At 59.1% G+C, this 25410-nt stretch carries 27 protein-coding genes; 15 read left to right on the top strand and 12 right to left on the bottom strand.

The window, feature by feature from the left end; all coding sequences use genetic code 11:
* Positions 1–39 precede the first annotated feature (39 nt).
* The 3 genes from FEE99_RS16415 to FEE99_RS16405 all read left to right on the top strand — a co-directional run bounded on the left by FEE99_RS16415 (position 40) and on the right by FEE99_RS16405 (position 2867).
* On the top strand, positions 40–258 hold the full coding sequence (locus FEE99_RS16415; RefSeq protein WP_041478699.1) for a DUF2970 domain-containing protein: 219 nt from the start codon (positions 40–42) through the stop codon (positions 256–258).
* A 472-nt stretch (positions 259–730) separates the two neighbouring features.
* Positions 731–2389: a nitrite/sulfite reductase gene (locus tag FEE99_RS16410; RefSeq protein WP_041478698.1), complete on the top strand. Its 1659-nt coding sequence runs from the start codon at positions 731–733 to the stop codon at positions 2387–2389.
* Positions 2373–2867, top strand: a complete 495-nt coding sequence (locus FEE99_RS16405) for a DUF934 domain-containing protein (RefSeq protein WP_041478697.1) — start codon at positions 2373–2375, stop codon at positions 2865–2867. Before FEE99_RS16410 ends, FEE99_RS16405 begins: the two co-directional genes overlap by 17 nt.
* Before the next feature lie 65 nt (positions 2868–2932).
* On the opposite strand, the gene sohB is transcribed toward FEE99_RS16405, so the two are convergent.
* Entirely contained in the window at positions 2933–3964 is a 1032-nt protein-coding gene (gene sohB, locus FEE99_RS16400; protein WP_016774479.1) for a protease SohB, read from the bottom strand.
* A gap of 204 nt (positions 3965–4168) precedes the next feature.
* Between sohB and FEE99_RS16395 the strand changes: the two genes are divergently transcribed.
* Entirely contained in the window at positions 4169–4879 is a 711-nt protein-coding gene (locus FEE99_RS16395; protein WP_041478696.1) for a histidine phosphatase family protein, read from the top strand.
* Between the two features lie 63 nt (positions 4880–4942).
* Positions 4943–5260, top strand: a complete 318-nt coding sequence (locus tag FEE99_RS16390) for an SCP2 sterol-binding domain-containing protein (protein WP_041478695.1) — start codon at positions 4943–4945, stop codon at positions 5258–5260.
* A 78-nt stretch (positions 5261–5338) separates the two neighbouring features.
* On the opposite strand, the gene FEE99_RS16385 is transcribed toward FEE99_RS16390, so the two are convergent.
* The 5 genes from FEE99_RS16385 to FEE99_RS16365 all read right to left on the bottom strand — a co-directional run bounded on the left by FEE99_RS16385 (position 5339) and on the right by FEE99_RS16365 (position 8669).
* Positions 5339–5845: a hypothetical protein gene (locus tag FEE99_RS16385; protein ID WP_130929838.1), complete on the bottom strand. Its 507-nt coding sequence runs from the start codon at positions 5843–5845 to the stop codon at positions 5339–5341.
* A 95-nt stretch (positions 5846–5940) separates the two neighbouring features.
* Positions 5941–6978 carry a hypothetical protein gene (locus FEE99_RS16380; protein ID WP_130929837.1) on the bottom strand — a complete coding sequence of 346 codons (1038 nt, stop codon included), beginning with the start codon at positions 6976–6978 and terminating at the stop codon, positions 5941–5943.
* A gap of 12 nt (positions 6979–6990) precedes the next feature.
* Positions 6991–7518 carry a PAAR domain-containing protein gene (locus FEE99_RS16375; RefSeq protein WP_041478692.1) on the bottom strand — a complete coding sequence of 176 codons (528 nt, stop codon included), beginning with the start codon at positions 7516–7518 and terminating at the stop codon, positions 6991–6993.
* Between the two features lie 183 nt (positions 7519–7701).
* Positions 7702–8196 (bottom strand): RES family NAD+ phosphorylase, encoded by a 495-nt coding sequence (locus FEE99_RS16370; RefSeq protein WP_041478691.1) that lies wholly within the window; start codon positions 8194–8196, stop codon positions 7702–7704.
* Complete coding sequence (locus tag FEE99_RS16365; RefSeq protein WP_041478690.1) at positions 8193–8669, bottom strand: MbcA/ParS/Xre antitoxin family protein; 477 nt, start codon at positions 8667–8669, stop codon at positions 8193–8195. The genes FEE99_RS16370 and FEE99_RS16365 overlap by 4 nt, the downstream gene beginning before the upstream one ends.
* Positions 8670–9020: 351 nt before the next feature.
* Between FEE99_RS16365 and FEE99_RS16360 the strand changes: the two genes are divergently transcribed.
* The 3 genes from FEE99_RS16360 (at position 9021) to FEE99_RS16350 (ending at position 12214) form a co-directional block, all read left to right on the top strand.
* The gene (locus tag FEE99_RS16360) at positions 9021–9884 is read left to right on the top strand and encodes a LysR family transcriptional regulator (protein WP_041478689.1); all 864 of its coding nucleotides are present in this window, start codon (positions 9021–9023) and stop codon (positions 9882–9884) included.
* A gap of 111 nt (positions 9885–9995) precedes the next feature.
* Positions 9996–11141 carry a sterol desaturase/SRPBCC family protein gene (locus FEE99_RS16355; protein WP_041478688.1) on the top strand — a complete coding sequence of 382 codons (1146 nt, stop codon included), beginning with the start codon at positions 9996–9998 and terminating at the stop codon, positions 11139–11141.
* Positions 11138–12214 (top strand): SMP-30/gluconolactonase/LRE family protein, encoded by a 1077-nt coding sequence (locus FEE99_RS16350; protein ID WP_041478687.1) that lies wholly within the window; start codon positions 11138–11140, stop codon positions 12212–12214. Before FEE99_RS16355 ends, FEE99_RS16350 begins: the two co-directional genes overlap by 4 nt.
* 131 nt (positions 12215–12345) lie before the next feature.
* Here FEE99_RS16350 and FEE99_RS16345 read toward each other — a convergent pair whose 3' ends face one another.
* Together FEE99_RS16345 and FEE99_RS16340 are read right to left on the bottom strand one after the other, a co-directional pair.
* Positions 12346–12510 (bottom strand): hypothetical protein, encoded by a 165-nt coding sequence (locus FEE99_RS16345; RefSeq protein ID WP_167351301.1) that lies wholly within the window; start codon positions 12508–12510, stop codon positions 12346–12348.
* 98 nt (positions 12511–12608) lie between these two features.
* Positions 12609–12863: a DUF465 domain-containing protein gene (locus FEE99_RS16340; protein WP_041478686.1), complete on the bottom strand. Its 255-nt coding sequence runs from the start codon at positions 12861–12863 to the stop codon at positions 12609–12611.
* Positions 12864–13067: 204 nt separating this feature from the next.
* Between FEE99_RS16340 and FEE99_RS16335 the strand changes: the two genes are divergently transcribed.
* Entirely contained in the window at positions 13068–13589 is a 522-nt protein-coding gene (locus FEE99_RS16335; protein ID WP_041478685.1) for a DUF4142 domain-containing protein, read from the top strand.
* A 56-nt stretch (positions 13590–13645) separates the two neighbouring features.
* On the opposite strand, the gene FEE99_RS16330 is transcribed toward FEE99_RS16335, so the two are convergent.
* Positions 13646–13909, bottom strand: coding sequence for a hypothetical protein (locus tag FEE99_RS16330; RefSeq protein WP_041478793.1), 264 nt, complete (start codon positions 13907–13909; stop codon positions 13646–13648).
* 260 nt (positions 13910–14169) lie between these two features.
* Here FEE99_RS16330 and FEE99_RS16325 point away from each other — a divergent pair, with 260 nt between their 5' ends.
* The 6 genes from FEE99_RS16325 to FEE99_RS16300 are packed head-to-tail and all read left to right on the top strand — an operon-like array spanning position 14170 to position 19598.
* Entirely contained in the window at positions 14170–15021 is an 852-nt protein-coding gene (locus tag FEE99_RS16325) for an STAS domain-containing protein (RefSeq protein ID WP_041478684.1), read from the top strand.
* A 2-nt stretch (positions 15022–15023) separates the two neighbouring features.
* Positions 15024–15386: an STAS domain-containing protein gene (locus tag FEE99_RS16320; RefSeq protein WP_041478683.1), complete on the top strand. Its 363-nt coding sequence runs from the start codon at positions 15024–15026 to the stop codon at positions 15384–15386.
* Entirely contained in the window at positions 15383–15787 is a 405-nt protein-coding gene (locus tag FEE99_RS16315) for an anti-sigma regulatory factor (RefSeq protein WP_016774465.1), read from the top strand. Before FEE99_RS16320 ends, FEE99_RS16315 begins: the two co-directional genes overlap by 4 nt.
* Positions 15784–16797: an ATP-binding protein gene (locus tag FEE99_RS16310; protein WP_041478792.1), complete on the top strand. Its 1014-nt coding sequence runs from the start codon at positions 15784–15786 to the stop codon at positions 16795–16797. The genes FEE99_RS16315 and FEE99_RS16310 overlap by 4 nt, the downstream gene beginning before the upstream one ends.
* A complete protein-coding gene (locus tag FEE99_RS16305; protein WP_041478682.1) occupies positions 16790–17665 on the top strand; it encodes a sensor histidine kinase in 876 nt (291 codons plus the stop codon). The genes FEE99_RS16310 and FEE99_RS16305 overlap by 8 nt, the downstream gene beginning before the upstream one ends.
* The gene (locus tag FEE99_RS16300; protein WP_041478681.1) at positions 17655–19598 is read left to right on the top strand and encodes a response regulator; all 1944 of its coding nucleotides are present in this window, start codon (positions 17655–17657) and stop codon (positions 19596–19598) included. The genes FEE99_RS16305 and FEE99_RS16300 overlap by 11 nt, the downstream gene beginning before the upstream one ends.
* 123 nt (positions 19599–19721) lie before the next feature.
* Here the strand turns inward: FEE99_RS16300 and FEE99_RS16295 are convergent, their stop codons facing one another.
* From FEE99_RS16295 to FEE99_RS16285, 3 genes are all read right to left on the bottom strand, one after another.
* A complete protein-coding gene (locus FEE99_RS16295; RefSeq protein WP_041478791.1) occupies positions 19722–22355 on the bottom strand; it encodes an excinuclease ABC subunit UvrA in 2634 nt (877 codons plus the stop codon).
* Between the two features lie 38 nt (positions 22356–22393).
* Positions 22394–24505, bottom strand: a complete 2112-nt coding sequence (locus tag FEE99_RS16290; RefSeq protein ID WP_041478680.1) for an ATP-binding protein — start codon at positions 24503–24505, stop codon at positions 22394–22396.
* 135 nt (positions 24506–24640) lie between these two features.
* Entirely contained in the window at positions 24641–25330 is a 690-nt protein-coding gene (locus tag FEE99_RS16285) for a GntR family transcriptional regulator (RefSeq protein WP_016774461.1), read from the bottom strand.
* Positions 25331–25410: the final 80 nt, after the last annotated feature.

Below are 25410 nucleotides of genomic sequence, written 5' to 3'. Positions count from 1 at the left end.
GGCTATGCTTCAGGAGGATGACTTTTCGCAGAGGGATTTATGGACGATCCAATCGACAACAAACCGCCGAGTTTCTGGCAGATGCTGCACAGCGTCATGGCGGCGGCTTTCGGGGTGCAGAGCGGCAAGAACCGGGAAAGGGATTTTACCCACGGCAAACCCAGTCACTTTGTGATTCTGGGAGTTTTGTTCACGGCGGTGTTCGGCCTGACGCTGTTTGCCATCGTCAAGCTGGTGCTGTATCTGGCCGGGGTGTGATGGCACTGAACAGGCATCTGCCACAGGTTATCCGGGCCTTGGGAGAACGGCCCGGAAGCGCGGATGTTACTGGTGACTGACCCAGAAGACCGCTGTTCCTACTACGAGTATGATCAGAAACAAAATGGCCCACGCGTCGACACTGCTGTCGCTTTTTCTGGCTTTGGTCGGGTTGCTCATTGCATCGCCTCTTGTCGGTTTTATCGGTGATTGCACAAAGACTCGATCACAGTTAAGACGATGATTGTCCGCACGACAAATGTGGATTAGATGACCGGCATTCGCGTTAGGCGATTTGGTTCTTTACATATACTCAAACATCACTTTTGCGCATAACTGCAAACGGGTATATTGCCCCGGCTCCGTGACGGAGTGCGCGGCCGTGCGCGCAGAATTGCAGAGGCAATATCGGACTCCAGCAAGCGAAAACGCAGCGTTTTCCGAGAAGCCCAAGCCTGAGAACAGGACTTATATGTACGTATACGACGAGTACGATCAGCGGATCATCGAGGACCGCGTCAAGCAGTTCCGTGATCAGACCCGACGCTATCTGGCAGGTGAGCTGAGCGAAGAAGAATTCCGCCCCCTGCGCCTGCAAAATGGCCTGTATATCCAGCGTTTCGCGCCGATGTTGCGCGTGGCCGTGCCTTACGGCCAGCTGACTTCGCGCCAGGTGCGCATGATGGCGAAGATCGCCCGCGACTACGACAAGGGCTATGCCCACATCAGTACGCGGCAGAACGTGCAGTTCAACTGGCCGGCGGTTGAAGACATCCCGGACATCCTTGCTGAACTCGCGACCGTGCAGATGCACGCCATCCAGACCAGCGGCAACTGCCTGCGCAACGTCACCACCGACCAGTTTGCCGGCGTCGCCGCCGATGAAGTGATCGACCCGCGTCCATGGTGCGAAATCGTCCGTCAGTGGACCACGTTCCACCCGGAATTCGCCTACCTGCCGCGCAAATTCAAGATCGCCGTCAACGGTTCGACCAGTGACCGCGCTGCCATTGAAGTCCACGATATCGGTCTGGAACCTGTCCATAACGCTGCCGGCGAGCTGGGCTTCCGAGTGCTGGTCGGCGGTGGCCTCGGTCGTACGCCGGTGGTTGGCGCATTCATCAATGAATTCCTGCCGTGGCAAGACCTGCTGAGCTATCTCGACGCCATCCTGCGGGTGTACAACCGCTACGGCCGTCGCGACAACAAATACAAGGCGCGGATCAAGATCCTCGTCAAGGCGCTCACGCCTGAGGTGTTCGCGCAGAAAGTCGACGCGGAAATGGAGCACCTGCGCGGTGGCCAGACTACGCTGACCGAGGCCGAACTGCATCGCGTCGCCAAGCACTTCGTCGATCCGGACTACAAGACCCTCGACAACCAGACCGCGCAACTGGCCGATCTGGACAAAGAGCATCCGGGTTTCGCCCGCTGGCGCAGCCGCAACACCCTGGCGCACAAAAAACCGGGCTATGTCGCTGTGACGCTGTCCTTGAAGCCGACCGGCGTTGCCCCGGGCGACATTACCGACAAGCAGCTCGACGCCGTCGCCGATCTGGCCGAGCGCTACAGCTTCGGCCAACTGCGCACTTCCCACGAGCAGAACATCATTCTCGCCGATGTCGAGCAGAGCCAGTTGTTCACCCTATGGGGCGAGTTGCGTGAAGGCGGTTTCGCCACGCCGAACATCGGCCTGCTGACTGACATCATCTGCTGCCCCGGTGGTGACTTCTGCTCGCTGGCCAACGCCAAATCGATCCCGATTGCCGAATCGATCCAGCGCCGTTTCGATGACCTGGATTACCTGTTCGACATTGGCGAACTGGACCTGAACATCTCCGGCTGCATGAACGCCTGCGGTCACCACCACGTTGGCCACATCGGCATCCTCGGTGTGGACAAGAAAGGCGAAGAGTTCTACCAGGTCTCCCTCGGCGGCAGCGCCAGCCGTGATGCGAGCCTGGGCAAGATCCTCGGCCCGTCCTTCGCACAGGAAGCCATGCCTGACGTGATCTCGAAGCTGATCGACGTGTACGTTGAACAACGTACCGAAGACGAGCGCTTCATCGACACTTATCAGCGTATTGGCATCGACCTCTTCAAGGAACGCGTCTATGCAGCGAATCATTAAGAACAACGAAGTCGTCGACGAAACCTGGCACCTGTTGCCGAAGGATTTCAACATCGATGAGATCAGCAACTGCGACGATCTGATCGTTCCTCTGCAGTTGTGGCGCGAGCACAGCCGCATGCTCAAGGCCCGCGACGGCGGTCTGGGCGTGTGGCTGGATGCTGACGAGGAAGCCGAAGAAATCGGTGAAGACGTCGGTGAGTTCCAGGTAATCGCGCTGAATTTCCCGGCGTTCACCGATGGCCGCAGTTACTCCAATGCCCGTCTGCTGCGTGACCGTTATGGTTTCAAAGGCGAGCTGCGCGCGATTGGCGACGTGCTGCGGGACCAGCTGTTCTACATGCACCGCTGTGGCTTCGACGCTTTTGCCATTCGCGCGGATAAAGACCCGTACGAAGCACTGGAAGGTCTGAAGGACTTCTCGGTGACCTACCAGGCCGCCAGTGACGAACCGCTGCCGCTGTTCCGTCGGCGCTAAGCCAGCGGGTTTATTGCGGACACAAAAACGCCGGTCATTGACCGGCGTTTTTTTATGCCTGGTGTTTACCAGAAACGTTGCTGAGTAAGACGACTCCACCAGCTCAACAGCACGCGGTCTACCGAACCGCTGGCGGCCATGCCGATGCGTTCCTGCAGGCTTTTGCGCTCGGCATAGTGCAGGTGATAAACCTCAGCCTGTTTGGCTTTCTGCGCCAGGTATTCATCGCTGGTCTTGAGCTCGTCCACCAATTGGTTTTCCAGCGCAGCGATACCGAGCCACACCTCACCGGTCGCCACCTCATCGATCGCCAGTTGCGGGCGATAACGGGCGACGAAGTTTTTGAACAAGCGATGGGTGATGTCGAGGTCTTCCTGGAACTTCTCGCGGCCCTTTTCGGTGTTTTCGCCAAACACGGTCAGGGTGCGCTTGTACTCACCAGCGGTCAGCACTTCGAAATCGATATCGTGCTTTTTCAGCAGGCGATTGACGTTAGGCAATTGCGCGACCACGCCGATCGAACCAAGGATGGCGAACGGTGCACTGATGATCTTGTCGCCGATGCAGGCCATCATGTAACCGCCACTGGCTGCGACCTTGTCGATACAAACGGTCAGTGGCACGCCCGCATCACGGATTCGCGCCAGTTGAGACGACGCCAGACCGTAGCTGTGCACCATGCCGCCGCCACTTTCCAGACGCAGGACTACTTCGTCCTTCGGCGTGGCCAGGGTCAGCAGTGCGGTGATCTCGTGGCGCAGGCTCTCGGTGGCGGAAGCCTTGATATCGCCGTCGAAGTCGAGCACGAACACCCGGGATTTGGTCTCAGGCTTGTTCTTCTGTTTCTTCGCGCTTTTTTCCGTTTTCGCTTCGCCCTTGCGCAATGCCTTGAGCTGATCCTTGTCGAGCAAGGTCTGCTCAAGGCGTTCACGCAGCCCCTTGTAGAAATCGTTGAGCTTGCTGACCTGCAACTGCCCTGCCGATTTGCGCCGGCCTTTGCTGCGCAACGCGGCGAAACTGGCGAGCACCACCAGAATCGCGATCACCAGTGTGACGGTCTTGGCCAGAAAGCTGGCGTATTCGGTGAAAAAATCCACAGAGACTCCTCAAAGCAATGCGTGACGGTGTATTACACGCGGAATGGCTCCAGCATACCCATGCGTCGGCTCGTCGGCCAGCCGTGAAACCTCTGGCAACACGCCTGTAACGGGCATTTCAAACAAGCGTATGTTTTTTCATTGACAGCCTTACGCCATCCTCATAACCTCGCCTGACCTTCAACGTACCGGGACGACGCGGACGTGGGCAGCATCTACTTGATACGACATGGCCAGGCCTCCTTTGGTGCAGACGATTACGACGTCCTGTCGCCGACCGGTGTGCGTCAGGCAGAAATTCTCGGCCAGCACCTCGCCGACCTTGGTATCAGCTTCGATCGTTGCCTTGCCGGTGATCTGCGCCGCCAACAGCACACCGCCAGCAGTGCACTGGAGCAATTCAGCGCCAGAGGCCTGCCGGTTCCAGTCCTCGAAACCGATTCCGCTTTCAACGAATTTGACGCCGACGCGGTGATCCGCGCCCTGCTCCCGGCCATGCTGCCGGAAGAGCCGGAAGCCCTCGACATCCTGCGCAACGCCGCGCAGAACCGCGGTGAATTCCAGCGAATCTTCGCCCTGATCGTCGAGCGCTGGCTTGCCGGCACCTACGACACACCCGGACTGGAAAGCTGGCTGGGCTTCGTCGAGAGGGTTCAGGCCGGTTTGCACCGCATCCTCGATCTGGCGGAAAAGAACCAGAAAATTGCCGTGTTCACCTCCGGCGGCACCATCACTGCCCTGCTCCACCTGATTACGCAAATGCCTGCCAGACAGGCCTTTGAATTGAACTGGCAAATCGTCAACACCTCGCTCAACCAATTGAAGTTTCGTGGTCGCGAGGTGGCCCTGGCTTCCTTCAACAGTCACGCACACCTGCAACTGCTGAAGGCCCCGGAACTCATCACTTTTCGCTGAGTCCGGCTTACTGTGACCCTGGCTGTAACCACCCAGCTCCCATGACCAAGAAAGGATCGAACCATGACCTCCGTAGCTGATGCCGTAAAAGCAATGCAAGCCAAGTTCAACCCAGCCGCCGCTGCCGGTCTGGATCTGGTCTTCGGTTTCAACATCACCGACGAAGACAAGCAATACGCACTGATCGTCAAAGACGGCACATGCAACATTCAGGAAGGCGAAAACCCGGACGCCAACTGCACGCTGGTGCTGGATAGCGAAACCCTGAAAGGTATCGTCAGCGGCGAGACCGACGGCATGCAGGCCTTCATGAGCGGCAAGCTGCGCGTTGAAGGCGACATGATGCTGTCGATGAAACTGTCCGAGCTGTTCCCTTCGTAAGAAGCTTCTTGGTAAAACACAAATCCCGCTTATTGGCGGGATTTGTCGTTTCAACCATTGAAGACATGGCAACGTGAGTTAACGCTTGGCTGAAGCCGTCCCATCAAGCTCTTTTTTTACCTGGAGGTATGCCGCCTCTTCATCACTTTTTTCGATCAGATTCGAAGCCATCGAGCGGGGCAGGAGTTTCTTTTCTGTCACGTCCCAATCGATCGTAACGACCACGGTCTTGTTTGCAAACGTGATGAAAAGCCAATAGGAATCCACCGGCCTGTCAGGCTCGGCAAATGAACTATAGGCATACCGTATCTGGCGGTGCAGGTCCGGCGTATTCAGAATGAGGTCTTCGGTGTCCAACTTCGGAAACTGCCGCCCTACAGCGAATAACGCTTCTGTCAAGAGAACATCATTCTCAATATGTCGCAAACTTTCAGGCCTATTGCGCAGCATGGTCACTGGGCTCTCTTCAGGCGGAGTACCCATGAGACGCGGGCGATACATACCTGAACTGAACCACCGGCTGGCGTCGAAACGGTTTTCTTCCGGACTCCACGGGCCGTAATACATCATTACTTTGGCTGGCATCTGGGCTTCCTTGGCGTAAATAAATAGTCCTGCAAAGCTGACAGCAATCAACAAGACACATAAGACGTGACGTTTGCCTATAAACTTCAGGAGCGTCATAGCGGTTTATAGGCAAGCAGGTGTTTGGGTACGCCGTCCGGTGTATCACCTGATCGAACGTCACGATGTGCGCCTAAGGCATCCAGCGGAAATCCAATCTTTCGTTCATACAATGCTCGGCTGTCATCGTGCGCCAGCAAATTGCGCTCTTCTTCAGAGACTGTTGGCGTCGGCGCCTGCGGCGCCTGTTCATCAGGTAATTGCGCCGTTGGGTCTTTGAGGGTCTTGCGATGTTCGATCAGCTTTCGTTCATAAGCGGTTTTTCGACTCAAATAATTCCGCATCGCTCGCCCATCAGCTGCTTCTCTTTCACGAATTCCCGGCACAGATCCCCGTTCCGCGGCAGTACCATAAGTCGTGTCGTAGTTGCTGCGTCTTGGAAATGCCCACACGGTGGTCCGGGTAGCATTAGCAAGAATCTGCGCTAGGCTGCGCTCGTAATGAGGATCTTCTGTTTCATTGACCTTGAAGTCGGCATCGATACCCAAACCTGTGCGACAAGCGTAGGAGTGAATTTTCGCACCATAGGCAAACGCTTCGGGCTTGAACATACTCGCTTGTGCATCACGCAGACGGTAGCTATCGTTTTTATCCAGCTCGTAGCCCAACTCGATACTGCCCACCACACCATGGGAAAAAAAGTCGAGCTGTTTGATCTCGCGCCCGCGGCGTTGCCGAGCTGCGATGAAATCCACAAGACCGGATATCGAGTCCATCTCCCGGTACTGTGCTCCGTGCTGATTTTCGACAACGTCCTTCAAAGCCGCCAGCAAGTTCTCCGGATAGTCATTTTTGAAAATCAGAAATACACGCTGGATTGTGAAGTTTGGAGTGCCGATTGGATACTTTGTGAGTTGGCGGATACCCTGATTGATAAAGCGCATCTTGTTGCCCTTCTGGCCACGAACCTTTTCATAAAGGGACATGTAAGACGCACCCACAACCGTTACGTAATCCTGTGCCAGCGTACCTTTCACTTGGGTCGTTGTATGTTGATCGCTTGTTCGAGCTTGATTCTTTTTGGGGGCTGCCACCTGCCACCTCCCTTAGTAATCTAGGCCGAGCGCGTCGAGATGGGCGGCGGCTTCCTTACCCCACTGCACAACTATCGAAGTCGGGTTGGCCGTAAACACTCGCGCGGCGTTACCATGACTATCGGTATGGCCGACGAGACGCTGCCCGTCACCCGTTTCGATGCAATAGAGCATGTCGGGAATAGCTTCGCCAGTGGCCTCATCAACCAGTTGGAAGCGCTCGCTGTGTTTAGGAACAGTGATAATCGGGGAGAAAGGTGCGGAACCGACCTGGGTGCCGACAAAAACGTCGCCAGAGCCCGTGATTATCATGCCTCCGTGGGCCGTTGCACTGCCCAAGAAAGCAATAGGCTTGCCATTGATCAAAATATTGCTGATGCCTTCGGTGACAGTATCTCCGCACGCTGTGGTGTCTCCGACACGCAAAACTGGCATTCCATTGATGTTTACATCACCGGAACCGCTGTTACTGGGATTGGTGCCATGGCCTGTGATCGGGCATGCATTAAGATCGCTGAGTCGAGCGGCAGGCTTTGCCATCTTTAACTTCCTTGTAGTAAGCGTGGGCGCGAAATGTACCGGATCTTTATATTGGTTGAAAGCCTCAATCCAGACGTAGAATGCGAGCCGCCGCGAATGTAGCTGGCAGCGACTCATCGGCCCTTGATCACTCCCGGAACCTGGAAATTGTCATGTCGGATTCGCAGGCCCACACAAATCCGATCAACTCTCCTGCAACAACCGCGTATCCAGCCCAAACCGCTCTTGCGAAACCATCCTGAACTGACCTTCCGCCAGATCGCAACTCACCAGCAAATTCCACGAGTGTCGGGTGGCCACCGAAGGCACCAGAATAAATGGATGTTCAGCCAGCAGTGCGTCGGCAAACTTTCGCTGATTGGGCGAGGTTTTTATCGGGGTGAGCCAATGCGGATTGGGCACGTCTTCCGGTTGCACGATTCTGACGCTGGCGTCGTGGGTGATTTCAAAACAGGTCAATACGTAGGGCTCCTGATCAAGTGCATCGAAGCTGCCATGGGCGGCCACCTCCAGTATCGCCGTGGAGGGGTCGACCGACGCATAAACGACTCTGCGGCCGGGTGTATTCCAGCGGCCGCCGTCCCGTTTCGACCCCAGGCCGCTGTCCCAGGTCTCGCTGTACACCTCGCGATCCAGCCGCCAGGCGTACCAGCGATCATCCCAGGGCAAGGGATTCATTGATAAACCCCGTATTTGATCTGGTTCAGATACTCCTCCACCATCCTGAAGCCCAACGCATTTCCAACCAGATCGAGCGGCACATAACCGTAGAAGTAAGTGGCGCGTTGCTCCAGCCATGATTCGGCCTTGGCCTGTCGCCCGAACACCTCGATGGCCAGTTCCAGCGCTGCCGCATATTGGTAGGCGATGATGCTCTGCGGCGTGTCCAGGCGCACCGACGCGCCTTCCTTGAGCAGACGTCGCACGGTTCTCACAGATTTGCCGGTGATACGTTTGACCATCTCTCCCTGTTGGTACAGCTCGGAGGTTGCGATCATGTTCACCACATCGAGCAGCTCAAATCCTTCGCTTGTGCAGCGCAGGATGAGCATCGGATCGTCGCCGGTGTCCTGCCCTCGCAACAGCAATTCCAGAGGCTTGCCCTCAAGCCTCTTCAAGCCCGTGAGCCGGGGCACTTTGGCGCTCGGCATGGCAACGTCCTCCGAGGGGCATCTCGCGCGGTCGTCGCGCCAGTAATGGCGAGGCGAGTAAGCAGGCGTATGGCTTTCAATCAGTGGGATTCGCATAGTCCATCCTTTGTCCAGGTTCAGAGCGATCTGTGCGCTCGATGACTTCAATGTCAGGACTGATCCTATAGATCCGGCGTCCGACGACCAACCTGAAAAAGTCGTCAGAAATATCCCCTCATCTGATCAAAACGCTCCTGTTTCCGTAGGACTGAAACGCAATTTTCAGCGGTTCAGTCCATTGCTGCTTTCAAGTTGGGGAGAGGGACTTTTGACTTACAATGCGCCCCACCTTCAGATATCGGCCCCGCCCCCATGGACATCGACCTCGCCCGCACTTTCCTCGAAATCGTCCGCCACGGCAGTCTTGCCGCCGCCGCGCAGAAGCTGTTCGTCACACAAACGGCGATCACCGCACGGGTGCAGAAACTCGAAGGCCAGCTGGGCAGTACGCTATTCGTGCGCAATCGCGCCGGGGCGAAGTTGACGGCCAATGGCGAAGCGTTCGTGGTCTACGCCAATCAACTGGTGCAGACCTGGGAAGCCGCGCGCCGCGACTTGCCGCTGCCGGAGGGTTATCACAACGTTCTGCACATTGGCGGTGAGGTCAGCCTGTGCAACCCGTTGATGCTTAGTTGGGCGGCGGAACTGCGCGAGAAAATTCCCGGCCACGCACTGCGCATGGAAATTCGCGACGGCGAAAATCTTTTGCGTCAGCTCGAACTCGGTGTGCTCGATGCGGCGCTGGTTTATCAACCGGAATACTGGCCGGGATTGCAGGTCGAGCAAGTGCTGGAGGAAAAACTGATTCTGGTGCGCGCGCCCGAGCGTCCGGAGCCTTACGTCTACATCGATTGGGGACCGGACTTTCGTCGTCAGCACGACGCCGCCCTGCCGGAAAAAGCCAAAGCCGCGCTGAGCTTCAACCTTGGCCCGCTGGCCCTGCAATACATCCTCGAACATGGCGGCAGCGGTTATTTCCGTACCCGGGTCGTGCGCACTTATCTGGAGACCGGCGCGCTGGAAGCCGTCACCAAAGCCCCCGAATTCGGTTATCCGACCTACTTGGTGTATTCCCGCGATCGCGACTCGACAGTGCTGCAACAGGCCTTCGATCTGTTGCGCGAGGTGATCCGCACCGATGACGACTGGTCGCAGCGCTGGAACCCGTTGAGCTGACGGGCGGCTTCAGTCCAGAGCATGGCGCTTAAGGCCGCAAGGTTCGCCCTGCACAAGTCAGCGGATCGGCTAATCTGCCGGGTATAACAACAATACCCGCAGGTGAAAGCGTTGAGGCAGACCACCGAGGCATTCCGCAGCCGCTACCGTGCGGCCATTCATCCTTTATACAACCCGTGGTTGCATGGCGCGTTCGTGTTGCTGTTCGGCATTTTCGCCGTCGCTGCGTTCTGGCGCACGGTGCATTCAGTGAGCTGGCTGGAATGGCTGACCGTGCCGCTGAGCCTGTTGTTGTTCAACTTCGGCGTGTACATGGTCCATCGTCATCTGGGCCATCACAAAAAAGCTTTCGCAAAGATGTTCTATGCACGACATGCCGGCGACCACCACAGTTTCTTCACCCCCGGCCACATGACCTACGACAGCGCGCGGGACTGGCGAGTGATTCTGTTTCCAGCCTGGCTGATCGTCATTCATACGCTATTGATCACCCTGCCCCTCTGGTGGCTGCTCGCGCAGGTCAACGCCAATGTCGCCGGGCTGTTTGCCGGGTGCATGGTGCTCGGTTATCTGCTCTATGAGGTATTCCATGCCTGTGAACATCTGCCACCGCAGAATCCGTTGACTCGTTTGCCGTGGATTCGCCAGATGCGCGGTCTGCACGAACTGCATCACCGCCGCGAGCGCATGCAGGAGCGCAATTTCAACATCGTTCTGCCCTTGATGGACTATCTGTTCGGCACGCTGTACCGCGAGCCGGAACCCGCCCCTTTGAGTTATTCGAAAATGCCCATGACGCGCATGCAGCACCAGATCGATATCGCCGGCGAACCGGTCGCCGTGCTGGCTTATGCCGCCAGCGTCAGTCATTGGCCGGACTGGCATCCCTCCTCATTGAAGATTGACGGTCCGCAAGGTCCACTGCATGCCGGTGCACGTTTCGAAGAGGACATCCATGCCGGCGGACGTGCCGGTCACTTGCGCTGGGAGGTTACTGAATATCTGCCGGGCCGGCGCTGGTGCGCACGCGCGCAAAGTGATCAGGGCTTGTCCCTGCGGTTGACTTACGAGTGCTCAGCGGAGGCCGGCGGCACGCGTTTCGTGCGTACGCTGGAATATCGCTTTGACGGTTTGCTCATGCGTCTTGCCAATCGCCTGCTGCTCAAGCGGCGCATTGAGCGCGAATCTGCCGCATCCATGCTCGCCCTGCGCGACATGGCTGCGCAGTTTATCGGCGCGGCGAGGGCCAGCGCGTGAAATTACGTTATGTGCTGTGCCTGCTGATCGCTCTCGTCATCGCCTTCTTGTTGTTGCTGCCGACCAAGGTCGAACCGGTCGCCTGGACGCCGCCACCGGCGCCCTCGCTGAAAGACGGGATCTACGCGGACAACCAGCGCCTCAAAGCTGTGGCGAAGGTCGGGCCGAGCGACATTGAAGGGCCTGAGGCGTTGCTACTGGAAGACGATTTCCTCATCACCGGATTGCATGACGGCAGGCTCATCCGTAGCAGCCTCGACGGCACGCAGCGCAAGGTCCTGGCCGACACCGGTGGCCGTCCACTGGGCCTGGCCCGTCATCCGAATGGCATGCTGGTAGTTGCCGATGCGGTCAAAGGCTTGCTGTCGCTGGATGCGCAGGGCCGCGTGATTCCGTTGACCACCGAGGCCAACGGCGTGCCATTTGGATTTACCGATGATGTAGCGGTCGACAAGTCAGGCCACTACGCCTACTTCAGCGATGCCTCGAGCCGTTGGGGCTATGGTCATGACGGCGAGGCGATCATTGAGCACGGCGCCGACGGACGTCTGCTGCGCTACGACTTTCAAACCGGCAAGACCAGCGTCTTGCTCGACAAGTTGCAGTTTGCCAATGGCGTCACTCTTGGTCCGGACGAGGCCTATGTGCTGGTCAACGAGACCGGTGCTTACCGCATCAGTCGCTACTGGCTGAGCGGGCCGAAGGCCGGTACCCATGATGTGTTCATCGACAACTTGCCGGGGCTTCCGGACAACCTCTCGTTCAATGGCAGCAATCGCTTTTGGGTAGCGCTGTATGCGCCGCGCAATGCCTTGCTCGATGGCACCGCTGAACACCCGTTCGTGCGCAAGATGATCGTGCGGGCGTTGACGGTTTTACCCAAGCCTGTCGAAAAGCGTGGGTTTGTGCTGGGACTGGATCTGGACGGCAAGGTGATTGCCAATCTGCAGGACGCGAGCGAAGGCAATTATTCGCCGATTACCACGGTGCGCGAGTATGGGCAGTGGTTGTATTTCGGATCGTTGAAAGCCATGCATATGGGGCGAATGGGGTTGGATACGGCGCTTAAGTAAAACAGAAAAATTTTCACCGTATGGACCGACGCTATCGCTGGCAAGCCAGCTCCCACAGTGTCCGTGTGAACTCCAAATATGTGTTCACCAGATGAACCTGTGGGAGCTGGCTTGCCAGCGATAGCGGTCTGTCAGTTGCCGGACCGGTCGAACTTGTCCGGATCTTCATCCTCCGGCAGTTCCTTCACGGTTTTTTCCGGATGCGCTGTGGTATGCGCCGGGCTGTTCGGTTCAGGACGGGTAGGAATCGGGTCGAAACCACCCTGCTCTTCACTGGGGAATTTGGGGTCGTTCATATGGCACCTCGCAACGAGTCGATGGTTTGCAGACTCTGCACATTGGAGGTGCCATTGGCCGTAGCCGTTCCCTTCAAAAATGACCACGGGTCGGGGGACTACTGTCCCGTCAGCGGCTGCCCGGCGAGTTGAGCAACGATCTGTTCCTTGACGATCACGCGCTTCTCTTTGAGCTTTTTCAATTCGTCGTCAGTGGGGGCGTCTGACTGGGCGTTCTCGGCTTCGACCACGGCTTTATCCACGTCGAAGTACTTGTTGAGCAGCGAATCCAGCTTCGGATCCTCGGAGCGTTTTTGCTCGATCTCTTCCTTCTTGCAGCCCAGGTCCTGATACAGATCATGTGAAACCGGCATGAAACACCTCCATCAAATTGATCGACAACCAGCGCGACCGATGCGCTGACTCATTATCAGCATGGCCTTGCCCGATGACTTCTGTCGACTCCCTGTCAGACCAGCGGTTGCCGTTCGTCGCCCTGTCGTAAATGCGATAAAACCTTTGGCGTCTGCGCTCGCTCCATTGGATAACGCTCACAAAAACCTGCGTGGAGATACCTAATGGACGGATTCAACCTGCGTCATCTCGCTCTGGCTGTTGCACTGTCTGCCGGCATGGGCAGCGCCTTTGCCGCGACCGACAACGACTTTGTCGACAATGCCGCCGCTGGTGGCATCGCCGAAATCGAAACCAGCAAGCTGGCACTGGAAAAAAGCCAGTCAGCCGACATCAAAGCCTTCGCTAACCAAATGATCGCTGATCACACCAAGGCCAATGAAGAGCTGAAGAAGATCGCGACCACCAATGACATTGAAGTCCCTGACGACACCACCCTGGTCAAGCAGGCCAAGGAAAAAATTCTCGACATGCGCGATGAATCCTTCGATGCGGCCTACGCCAACAACCAGGTCAAGGCTCACGAAGAGACCATCGAGCTGTTCAAGAAACAGGCGAACACCGTGACTGATGACAAGACCAAGGGCGCCACTGAACTGAAAGCGTTCGCGCAGAAGATGCTGCCAGCGCTGGAAAAACACCTGGCCCACGCCAAAGAGCTGCAAGCCAAACATCCGAGCAAGTAACCGCCCGGCAATAAAAAGGCCGCATCCTTCGATGCGGCCTTTTTGCGTTTCAGCGATCAACCACCATCGGTGTCGATATCGGCGTCAGTGCTTTCGCCCGGTTCAGGACGGTCCGGGTCAGGCTTGAAGCCGGGGCTGAAGTCGTTGCTGTTGTCGTTGTGATGCTGCTTCTGATCGACCTCGGCAGCCGCGCTGTCCGCCTGCCCTTCTTCAGCCGGCGCGGGAGTATTTTGCCCCGGCGTTTGCGGGTCGATGGCCGGGTCGTTGCGGTTAATTGACTCTGAGGACTGATTTTGCTGTTGCGGAGCTTGCTCGTTCATATCCACCTCATTCATAGTCCTGCCTCCTTCTTCCAGCACGACTGGAAAACGTCGGGCATGCAGATTCGAAGCCTGACGCCGCAGATTCGTTCAAAAGATCGTTGCCTGTTGCCACGCCGACTAGAGTTAGCGGGGCGTTCGACGCGGCAGGCAGAAAATTTCAGCGTCAGACGAACAACTATTTCAAGCGGTAAATGTCAGTCAAATCGCGCCGGTCATTTCGCCGAGCCGGCCCATATACGTAACGGAGCGACACGCACATGGCAGCACTGCAGAACAGCACAGTTGAAGCAATCAAGAACAACCAGACTCAGCTGTTGAGCGAGTGGACCAAACGCCTCGAAGCCAGCGGCGCCACACGCAACCTCAAGGAACACGACCTCGCTCAGCAAACCCGCGACTTGCTGGGCCTGCTCCTGGCGGGTCTGGAAAACGGCAACGGCAGCAAGATTGCCGCTGCGGGCTGGGAGGATACCCGTCAGTTCCTTGAAAAGCTGTCGCAGAGCCGTGCCCTCCTCGGTCAGGATTCCCAGCAAACCGCAAACTTCATCTTCGCCTTGAAAGGCCCGTTGTTCGCCCTGCTGCAAAACCATTATCAGGACCAGCCGGCACTGCTCGCCGAGCAATTGCTGGAAGTCTCCGAATTGCTCGACACCGTCGGTATGCACACCATCGGCACCTTCCAGAAATCCCGTGAAGCGGTGATCAAGCGTCAACAGGAAGAGCTGCTGGAACTGTCGACTCCGGTGGTCAAGCTGTGGGATGGCGTCCTCGCCCTGCCAATGATCGGCACCCTCGATTCGCAGCGCACCCAAGTAGTCATGGAATCGCTGCTGCAACGCATCGTCGACACCGGTTCGGAAATCGCCATCATCGACATCACCGGCGTGCCAACCGTCGACACTCTGGTCGCCCAGCACTTGCTGAAAACCGTGACCGCAATTCGCCTGATGGGCGCTGACTGCATCATCAGCGGCGTGCGTCCACAGATTGCCCAAACCATCGTGCACCTGGGTCTGGATCTGCAAGGCGTAGTGACCAAGGCCAACCTGGCTGACGCATTGAAACTGGCCCTGACCCGCTTGGGTGTCAGCCTCGTCAAGACGGCTTGACCATGGAACGTATTCCGATTCTTCAAATGGGCGATATCTTGCTGGTGACCATTCAGGTCGACATGCACGACCAGCTCGCGATGACCCTGCAGGACGATCTGTCCGAGCGCATCAGCCGGACCTCGGCGCGCGGTGTGTTGATCGACATTTCGGCGCTGGACATGGTCGATTCGTTCATCGGACGCATGATCGGCACGATTTCCGGGCTGTCGAAAATCATGGACGCCGAAACTGTGCTGGTCGGCATGCAGCCGGCAGTGGCGATCACGCTCGTTGAGCTGGGCATGACATTGCCGGGCGTCAGCACCGCACTGAACGTCGAACGCGGGATGAAACTGCTACGGGAACGAGTATTCGCACAATGACCGTGCGCAGCAGCGGTACTCAGCCCATTCTCATTGAACAGGACGTAGTGCTGGCCCGCCAGACCACGCGCAAACTCGCCACCGAATGCGGCATGCGCCTGATCGACCTGACCAAACTGGTCACCGCCGTCAGCGAGCTGGCGCGTAACACCATGGTCTATGGCGGCGGCGGCGACATGGACTGGCAGATCCTCGAGGAAAACGGCCGGGTCGGTTTGCGCATCACGTTCCGCGACGAAGGCCCTGGCATCCCCGACATCAAACTGGCGATGACCGACGGCTGGACTTCCGGCAGCGGACTAGGCCTCGGCCTGACCGGCGCCAAACGTCTGGTCAACGAATTCGAACTCGACACTGAGCCCGGCAAAGGCACGCGCATTACGATCACACGATGGACATGAATATCACCGGGTCGTTGACCCAGGTTCTGCCGATCGAGGACAGCAGCCAGATCGGCCACGCCCGGCGCACCGCGCAGAAACTCGCCGAGCAGCATGGCTTCGACGAAAACGATGCCGGACGCGTGGCGCTGGTCGCGACCGAACTGGCGAGCAACGTGCTCAAGCATGCCCAGCGTGGTGAATTTCACCTGCGTGTACTGGCTCGGCCGGATAGCGGTTTCGGCATCGAAATGCAGACCGTGGATCGGGCGCAGGGCTTTGATCTGGATGCCTGTCTGGCGGATGGCTTTTCCACTGGCGGTACGCAGGGCATCGGCCTCGGCGCCGTATCGCGGCAGACCAATGTCTTCGATGTCTACGCCGACCACCGTGGCGCGGTGTTGCTGGCGCGGATCTTTGCCCGCAGCGATCGGCAGGCCGATATCCGCTTCGGGGTCAGCCAGCATTCGCTGCATGCCGATCCGGCCTGCGGCGATGTCTGGCATCTGAAATATGAAGGTTCGCGGATCAGCGCGCTGGTGGTCGATGGCCTCGGCCATGGCGAAGACGCCGAACGTGCCGGCCTGGCCGGTGCCCGGGCATTCGCCCGGGCACCGTTTGCCGATCCTGTGGTATTGATGGAAGACCTGCATCAGGAAATGCTCGGCACCCGTGGCGGCGCCGTCGCTTTCGCGCAGTTCGACAGCCAGCGCGATGGTCTGACGTTCGCCGGTGTCGGTAACATCGGCGCCAGTCTGCTGGAGCCTGGCAAATCCCGCGGCCTGGCCTCACACCCCGGTATCGTTGGCGGCCAGTACCGTAAAGCCAAACCCTTTGACTATGCTCACGTGAACGGACATTTATTGATCATGTACAGCGACGGCCTACAGTCCCGTTGGAATCTTGCAGACTACCCCGGCCTGGTGCATCGCCATCCTGCCGTGATAGCCAGCGTCCTGCACCGCGACTTTTGCCGTGGTCGCGATGACGTGACGGTGCTGGTCGTGGCTCTGGAGGCCGCCCATGGCTGAATCGACTCACTTGAGCCACGCCGAACAGGCGGCGCTCATCGCTCAGTTGCAGCGCGAAACCACTGCCCTGCGCGAAGAACTCGATGAAACCAACCAGGGTGTTCTGGCGCTGTACGCCGAGCTCGACAATCAGGCCGAAGAACTGCGTCAGGCATCGGATCTCAAGAGCCGTTTCCTGTCGTACATGAGCCATGAATTCCGCACGCCGCTGGGCTCGATACTGAGCATCAACAGTCTGCTCGCTGACGAACTCGACGGTCCGCTCAGCCCTGAACAGCACAAGCAGGTAGCCTTCGTCAGCACCGCTGCCCGCGAGCTCAGCGACATGGTTGATGACCTGCTCGATCTGGCGAAGATCGAAGCCGGGCGCATCAGCATTTCCCCGGCCTGGTTCGACATGTTCGACCTGTTCTCCGCCCTGCGCGGGATGTTCCGGCCAATCGTCGACGCCTCGGCGGTGGATCTGATCTTCGAAGAGCCGCTGGGCCTGCCGCGCCTGTATACCGATGACAAGAAGCTCGGGCAGATCCTGCGCAACTTCATTTCCAACTCACTGAAATTCACCACCCGTGGCGAAGTGCGGGTATCGGCGCGAATGGAAGGTGAAGACAAAGTGCGCTTTGCCGTCAGCGACACCGGCATCGGCATCGCGGCCGAACTGCATGACACGCTGTTCGAAGACTTCTCCCAAGTCGATTCGCCATTGCAGAAACGCCTGCGCGGCACTGGCCTGGGTCTGTCCCTGTGCAAGCGTTTCGCCGCCCTGCTCGGCGGCGAAGTCGGGGTAGACAGTACGCCGGGCGTCGGCTCGACGTTCTTTGTCATCATCCCGCTGGCGATCGCTCTGGAGAACGTCGATGAATCGTGACATCCGCCTGTTGATCGTCGATGACAACGTCGCCACCCGTTACGCCCTGCGCCGGCGCCTGGAGCGCCATGGCTACACGGTGCTCGAAGCCGGCACCGGCAGCGACGGCCTGGCCCTGATCGAGGGCGAAGCCCTCGATGCGTTGATCCTCGACGTCAACCTGCCGGACATGAGCGGTTTCGACATCGTCCGCCTGCTGCGCGCCGACCCGGGCACCGCGCTGCTGCCAGTGATTCATGTGTCAGCGGCGTCGATCCAGACCGGCGATATCATCACTGGTCTCAACGCGGGTGCCGATGCCTATCTGATTCACCCGGTCGACCCCGATGTGCTCTTGGCGACCCTGCGTACCCTGCTGCGGGTGCGCGACACGGAAAATGCCCTGCGCGAAAGCGAGGCGCGTTTCCGCGAGATTTTCGCCAACGTCTCGGCACCGATCGCCGTGCTCGATGCCAATCTGAAAGTGCATGAATGCAATCACGCATTCGCCCAATTGATCGTCGATAACCGCGATCCGCAGGCGCTGCGTGAATGCTTCGCCGAAGATCAATGCTCGATCCTCGATGAACTGCGTCTGCGTCTGGTCGACGGCGAGCGCTGGAAAGGCACGCTGAACATGCGTGTGCAGGGCGAGATTCGCGAGACGCAATGGCAGATTTCGCCGTATCGCACCCCGGAACTGAGTCTGGTGTTCGTCGAGGACGTCACCGAACACCGCCACCGCGAGCGCTCGCATCTGGCGCGGCTGGATGACACCACCACGCAGCTGGCCAAGGAAGTCGCCGAGCGCGTGCACGCCGAAGCGCAATTGCTGCAAGTGCAGAAAATGGATGCGCTGGGCAAGCTCACCGGCGGTATCGCCCACGACTTCAACAACCTGCTCACCGGGATCATCACCAGCCTGGAACTGATCCAGAAACGCGTGGCCGATGAGCGTCTGGACAAGGTGCAGTTCTATACCGAAGCAGCGCTGAACTCAGCCATGAGCGCGGCCTCGCTGACCCATCGTCTGCTGGCATTTGCCCGCCAACAGCCGCTCGATACACGGCCGGTGGACATCAACGAGCATGTCCGCTCGCTGGAAGAATTGCTGGTGCGCACCATCGGCGAGCGCATCACCCTCAAGCTGGAACTGACCAACAAACCGGCGATTGCGCTGGTCGACCCGGTGCAGCTGGAAAGCGCGGTGCTCAACCTGGTGATCAACGCCCGCGATGCCCTGCCCTCGGGCGGCAATATCTGGGTCAATACTTACGCCGCTTATTCCCATGGCGATCCGAATCTGGCCGATGGCGCGTACGTGGCGCTGTCGGTACGCGACGACGGCACCGGCATTGAACACAACGTGATCGACAAGGTGTTCGAACCGTTTTTCACCACCAAGCCTTTAGGCCAGGGCACCGGGCTCGGGCTGTCGACGATCTACGGTTTTGCCCGTCAGTCGGGCGGTGACGCGCACATCCGCAGTGTTGCCCGCCGTGGCACCGAAGTGACCATCATGCTGCCGGGCACCAACGACCCGACCGGGGCCGATGCGCCTGTGCCCGTGCCTGACGCGAAAGGCAGTGGCGAGCATGTGCTGATCGTCGAGGACATGGCCACGGTGCGCTTGTTCGTCACCGAAGTGCTGGAGGATGCCGGCTATCGCTGCACGCAAGCGGCGGATATCGAATCGGCGCTGGAGCGCTTGCAGAACGACCCGTCGATCGACCTGCTGCTGACCGACGTCGGCCTGCCGCGCATGAGCGGGCGGGAGTTGGCGGATGTTGCCCGTGGCTGGCACGAAGGGCTGCCGATCCTGTTCATGACCGGCTACGCCGAAACCGCGCTCAACCGCCAGGTCTTCCTCGGCACCGGCATGGACATGCTGGTCAAACCGTTCCAGATCAGCGAACTGCTCGACAAGGTCCGCCGTACGCTGGATGGCGCCTGAACTGGCGCCATCGCTGGCAAGCCAGCTCCCACAGGGGGCATCAGTGTGCGCAGATTTTCGGCAACAACTTGAATTTCTGTGGGAGCTGGCTTGCCAGCGATGGCGGCCAGCAAGGCGCTGCAGTTATCGGCTCAAAGCCCGAGCCAGAAACGGCGCAGACTTGCTCTTCTTGCTCGCCGCAACTTTCTGCGGTGTGCCGGCGGCGACGATCCTGCCGCCCTGATCGCCGGCCCCGGGGCCGATGTCGATCACCCAGTCACTCTGCGCGACCACACGCATTTCGTGCTCGACCACAATCACCGTGTGCCCCGCCGTCACCAGCGTATCGAGTTGTTCCAGCAAGCGATCGACATCTCTCGGGTGCAATCCCGTGGTCGGCTCATCCAGTACATACAAGGTCGCGCCACGCTGGCTGCGCTGCAACTCGGTGGCCAGTTTGATTCGCTGCGCCTCACCACCGGAGAGCTCCGTGGCCGGTTGTCCCAGGCGCAGATAACCCAGGCCGATATCGCGCAGTACTTCCAGCGAACGACGAATCCCCGCCTGCTCGGCAAACACCGCCACCGCCTCATCGACGGTCAGTTGCAGCACCTGGGCGATGCTCAAGCCCTGCCAGAGAATCGCCAATGTCTGCGGGTTATACCGCGCTCCGTGGCAGGTCGGGCACGGCGCATACACGCTGGGCATGAACAGCAATTCCACACTGACGAACCCCTCACCCTCGCAAGTAGCGCAACGGCCCTTGGCGACGTTGAAAGAAAACTGCCCGGCGTCATAGCCCGCCGCTTGCGCTTCGGGAGTCGCGGCGAACAGCTTGCGCACGTTGTCGAACAGCCCGGTGTAGGTCGCCAGATTGGAGCGCGGCGTGCGTCCGATGGGTTTCTGATCAACCTGCACCAGCCGTTTGATCGACTCCAGGCCGGCGCTGATCTGCCCGGTGCTGGGCGGCGGCGTGTCATCTTCCAGGCTCGGCTCTTCTGACTCGGCCTCGGCCATCGGACGGCCCAACTGTGCGCCGACCAGTTCGAGCAAGGCCTGACTGACCAGACTCGATTTGCCAGATCCCGATACGCCGGTCACCGAGGTGAAACAGCCCAAAGGGAATTCGGCGCTAAGATTATTCAGATTATTGCGCGTCACGCCGTCGAGCTTCAGCCAGCCGCTCGGCTTGCGCGCGGCGCGCTCAGGGCGTTGGTTTTCGGCAAACAGATAAGCGCGGGTCTGCGAATCTGCAATATCAGCAAGTCCCGCAGGCGGACCGCTGTACAGCACGCGCCCGCCCTTCTCGCCCGCAGCCGGGCCGACGTCGATCAGCCAGTCGGCACGGCGCATGGTTTCGACATCGTGTTCGACCACAAACAGCGTGTTGCCGTCCGCCTTCAAGCGCTGCATTGCCTCGAACAACGCCTCGCCATCCGCCGGATGCAGACCGGCAGACGGTTCGTCCAGGACATAAATCACCCCGAACAGCTGCGAACCCAATTGCGTGGCCAGGCGCAAACGCTGCAACTCGCCCGACGACAAGGTCGGCGTACTGCGTTCCAGCGCCAGATAACCCAGGCCGAGATCGGTCAGGGTGCTGACCCGCTCCAGCAAATCCTCAGCGATGCGCTGCGCCGCCAGACGCTTTTCCAGCGACAGATTCGGTGTGTGGCGCACGTCCGGCGCGCTGGCGTGACCGCTGGCCCCATGGGCGACCCGCTGCTGACGGGCCTCGCGAGTCTGTGCGTGGCTGAGGGTGTCGCCGCTCTCCTCGGCCTGTTCCAGATAATTTGCCGCTGCTACAGGCCGCAGCACTTCGGCCACTTGCAGCAACGGCATCTGCGACAACTCACCGATGTCGTAACCGGCAAAGGTCACCGACAACGCCTCGCGCTTGAGCCGTTTGCCCTCGCACAGTGGGCAAGGGCTGCCGCGCATGAACTGCGAAACACGCTTCTTCATCAGCGCACTTTGCGAGTGAGTGAAGGTGTGCAGGATGTAGCGCCGGGCGCCGGTGAAGGTGCCCTGATAACTCGGTTCCATTTTGCGTTTGAGGGCGACGCGGGTTTCTTCCGGGGTCAGCCCGGCGTACACCGGCACCGTCGGCGTCTCTTCAGTGAAGAGAATCCAGTCGCGCTGCTTTTTCGGCAGTTTCTTCCAGGGAATATCGACATCAATGCCCATGGTCACGAGGATGTCGCGCAAGTTCTGCCCTTGCCAGGCCAACGGCCAGGACGCCACTGCACGCTGGCGGATGGTCAGGTTCGGGTCCGGCACCATCAGCGCTTCGGTGACTTCATAGACGCGACCAAGTCCATGACACTCCGGACAGGCGCCCTGCGGCGTGTTCGGTGAAAAATCCTCGGCATACAGCATTGGCTGCCCCGGCGGGTAACTCCCGGCGCGGGAATAGAGCATGCGGATCAGGCTCGACAACGTCGTCACGCTGCCCACCGACGAACGCGCGCTCGGCGTGCCGCGCTGCTGTTGCAAAGCAACGGCGGGCGGCAGTCCTTCGATGGAATCGACATCCGGCACGCCGACCTGATCTATCAGCCGCCGCGCGTACGGCGCCACCGATTCGAAATACCGCCGCTGGGCCTCGGCATAAAGCGTGGAAAACGCCAGCGACGACTTGCCCGAACCGGAGACACCGGTGAACACCACCAGCGCATCACGCGGAATATCGACGTCAACATTCTTCAGGTTATGTTCGCGTGCGCCGCGCACACGAACCATGCCGGCGGGTGCTTTGGAATTGCGCTTGGAAATCATCGGCCTGCCTTGATTGAAAAACTGGGCAGCGCTCGGCATCAGGTGCCGAGCACCTCGCAAATCATCTGCAGTAAGGCTTGCGGGCTGTAGGGTTTGCCGAGCAGATGCGTATCGGGGCTGAGCTGGTGGTCGCGGGAAATGATGTCGCGGGTGTGACCGGAGGTGAACAGCACCGGCACTGGCGGCGTCTGCACCTTGGCCCAGGCAGCAAGATCGGAACTCTTGATCAGGCCGGGCATGACCACGTCGGTGAAAATCAGATCGATCTCGATGCCTTCCAGCAACATCTGCATGGCCACGTCGCCATTGCCGGCGGTCATCACCCGATAGCCTTCTTCGCGCAGCAACTCGACCGCCGAAGCGCGCACCGCGTCATTGTCTTCCACCACCAGAATGGTTTCGTGGCCGCCGCTCTTGCGCTCGCCGACACTGGCGGTCTCTTCACGAACCGGACGCAGACTGCGCGGGAAATACAACTGCACCCGCGTGCCTTCGCCGAGCTTGCTGTCGATCTCGACGTGGCCGCCACTCTGTTTGACGAAGCCGAAGACCATGCTCAGACCGAGCCCGGTGCCCTGGCCGTCGGCCTTGGTGGTGAAAAACGGTTCGAAAACCTGTTCCAGCATTTGTGGGGCAATGCCCACGCCGGTGTCGGTGACCGCCACGCGCACATACTCACCGGACGCGATGCCCTTGCCGACGCAGTATTCGCTGTCCAGACAGACATTGGCGGCACTGAGGCCGATAACGCCCTCGCCCTTCATCGCGTCGCGGGCGTTGATGGCCAGGTTGAGAATCGAGTTTTCCAGTTGGTTGCGGTCGACGTTGATGTGCCAAGGCTGCGGCGGCAGTTGCACGTCGATCTGAATGGTTTCGCCCAATGCACGTTGGAGTAATTCGCCCACGCCTTCGAAAATTTGTTCTGGATTGCACACGGCCGGTGACAGCGGTTGCCGCCGGGCAAAGGCCAGCAGTTGCGAAGACAGTTTGGCACCGCGTTCGACCGCCGCCAGCGAAGCCACGACCCGGCGTTGTACGTTGGCATTGTTCGGCTCATGCCGGGCCAGCAGGTGCAGATTGCCAGCGATGACTTGCAGCAGATTGTTGAAGTCGTGGGCAACGCCACCGGTCAGGCCGCCGATGGCTTCGAGCTTCTGCGATTGGCGAAGTTGTTCCTCGGCCGCGAGCCGCGCATTCACTTCGGTGGCCACGCGCTGTTCGAGATTGCGGGTGAATTTGAGCAGTGATTCTTCGGCGTTTTTGCGCTCATGGATGTCGATCAGCACACCGGGAAAGCGAAACGGCTTGCCTTGCTCATCGAACTCGCAGGCACCACTGGCCAACACCCACAGGTACTGGCCGTCGGCCCGCTGCACGCGGTATTCAGCGTTGTACGGCTCGCCAGTGCGCACGCTATGGGCAACTCGCTCCTGCACCCACCGATGATCTTCGGGATGAATGCGCGATTCGGCGATCTCTTGTTGCAGATCGCTCAAGTCCTGATCCGGCGGATAGGAAAAGGTGCGGGCGAAACGTTCGTCAGCAGAGAAGCGATTGTTCTTGATGTCCCAGACAAACGAGCCAAGCAGTGCGCCGGCATTCAGCGCCAGACGCACGCGCTCGTTGTCGGCGCGATAGGCATCTTCGGCCGCCTGACGCAGGCGCTCGGAATGCACCAGTTCGGTGGTTTCGACCACCATCGCCATGACGCCGCCGGGCACGCCTTCGTCGTTGGCCACCGGGCTGTAATACAAGTCCATCCAGACGTCTTCGGGCACGCCGTCGCGCAGCAATACCAGCTCTTTGTTGCGATAGGACAAGGTGCCGCCGGCCAGGCAAGTGTCAACGACGTGGCGGTTGAATTCGGCGACTTCCGGCCAGCCCAGCTCTACCGGCACGCCAAGCAGATAGGGATGGCGGCCACCGGCGAATTCGGAGTAGGCGTCGTTGTAGATCATGTAGCCGGCATGGCCCCAGAGCATCACCATCGGCAGCGGCGAAGCCAGCATCAGCTGCACGGTGTTACACAGGCTGGCCGGCCAGTCGGCGAGCGGACCCAGTTCGGTGAGGCTCCAGTCGAACGCACGGATGCGTCCGGCCATTTCGCCTTTCCAGCCCTCACAGCCGTGGCTTTCGGATAAAAACTGCATCGCCTGACTCAGTGTCCTTTTTTGCGGTTTTCCGATCTATCGCAACCCTACAACGACGCGACGCCCGTGTGTTTCGAGGCCCTGAAAACGCATTGGTTTCATTGGAGGTATAGCCGATTTGCGACACAGAGCCATTCAGACGCCAATCAAGTGTTTGAGTGGGTGATAGCCGGTTTTCATTTTTGCAGCAACGTCGAGAATCGCCTTCTCGATTCCGTTGAGGTGCGTGCAGGTCAGCTCGATCGCGGCGCTCTGATTACCGGCCTCGATGTACTCAAGCAAACGCAGGTGTTCATCGTCGCGGCAAGCTTGATGACTGTCATCATCGAGCGCGGCGGCATACAGCGAAGCGCGCGAGATCAGCTTCTGGAACCAGTCGAGCAGCACCGGATTGTTCAGGCTGCGCGCCAGTTTGAGGTGGAACTCGCCGAGGAGATGGATCAACCGTTCATGGTCGCCGGCCGCATGGGCGGCATCTTCCAGTAACAAGTGCTCACGCAGATCCTGCATGGCAACGCTGTCTTTACGCCGGCAAAGTTCGGTGACGATGCCGATCTCGATCAACCGCCGGGTTTCGAACAGCGAACGCAGCTCTGCGTCACTGGGCAGCGACACCGATGCACCTTTGTTGGGCTCAGTGGTGACCAGACCATCGGCTTCCAATTGCTTGAGCGCAGCACGCACCGACGTGCGGCTGACATTGAACAGCTCGGCCAGCGACGCCTCACCCAGCTTCATGCCCGGGCGCAACGAACGCTTGCTGATCGCCGCGTAAACCCCTTGGTAGACGCGGTCGACCGTGGTTTCCAGTTTCTTTTCGCTCATTCGAACACTCCTTTGGCGTCGGGCAATTCATCCTGGCAGTGGCTGGCCATGGAGTTGATCGGGTTCCCGTACCGGTGTGA

Source organism: Pseudomonas sp. ef1, from assembly GCF_007293365.2.
Taxonomy (GTDB): Bacteria; Pseudomonadota; Gammaproteobacteria; order Pseudomonadales; family Pseudomonadaceae; genus Aquipseudomonas; species Aquipseudomonas siliginis.
The sequence above is the reverse complement of the archived record's forward strand: the minus strand, read 5'-3'. Positions and strand labels throughout refer to the sequence as shown.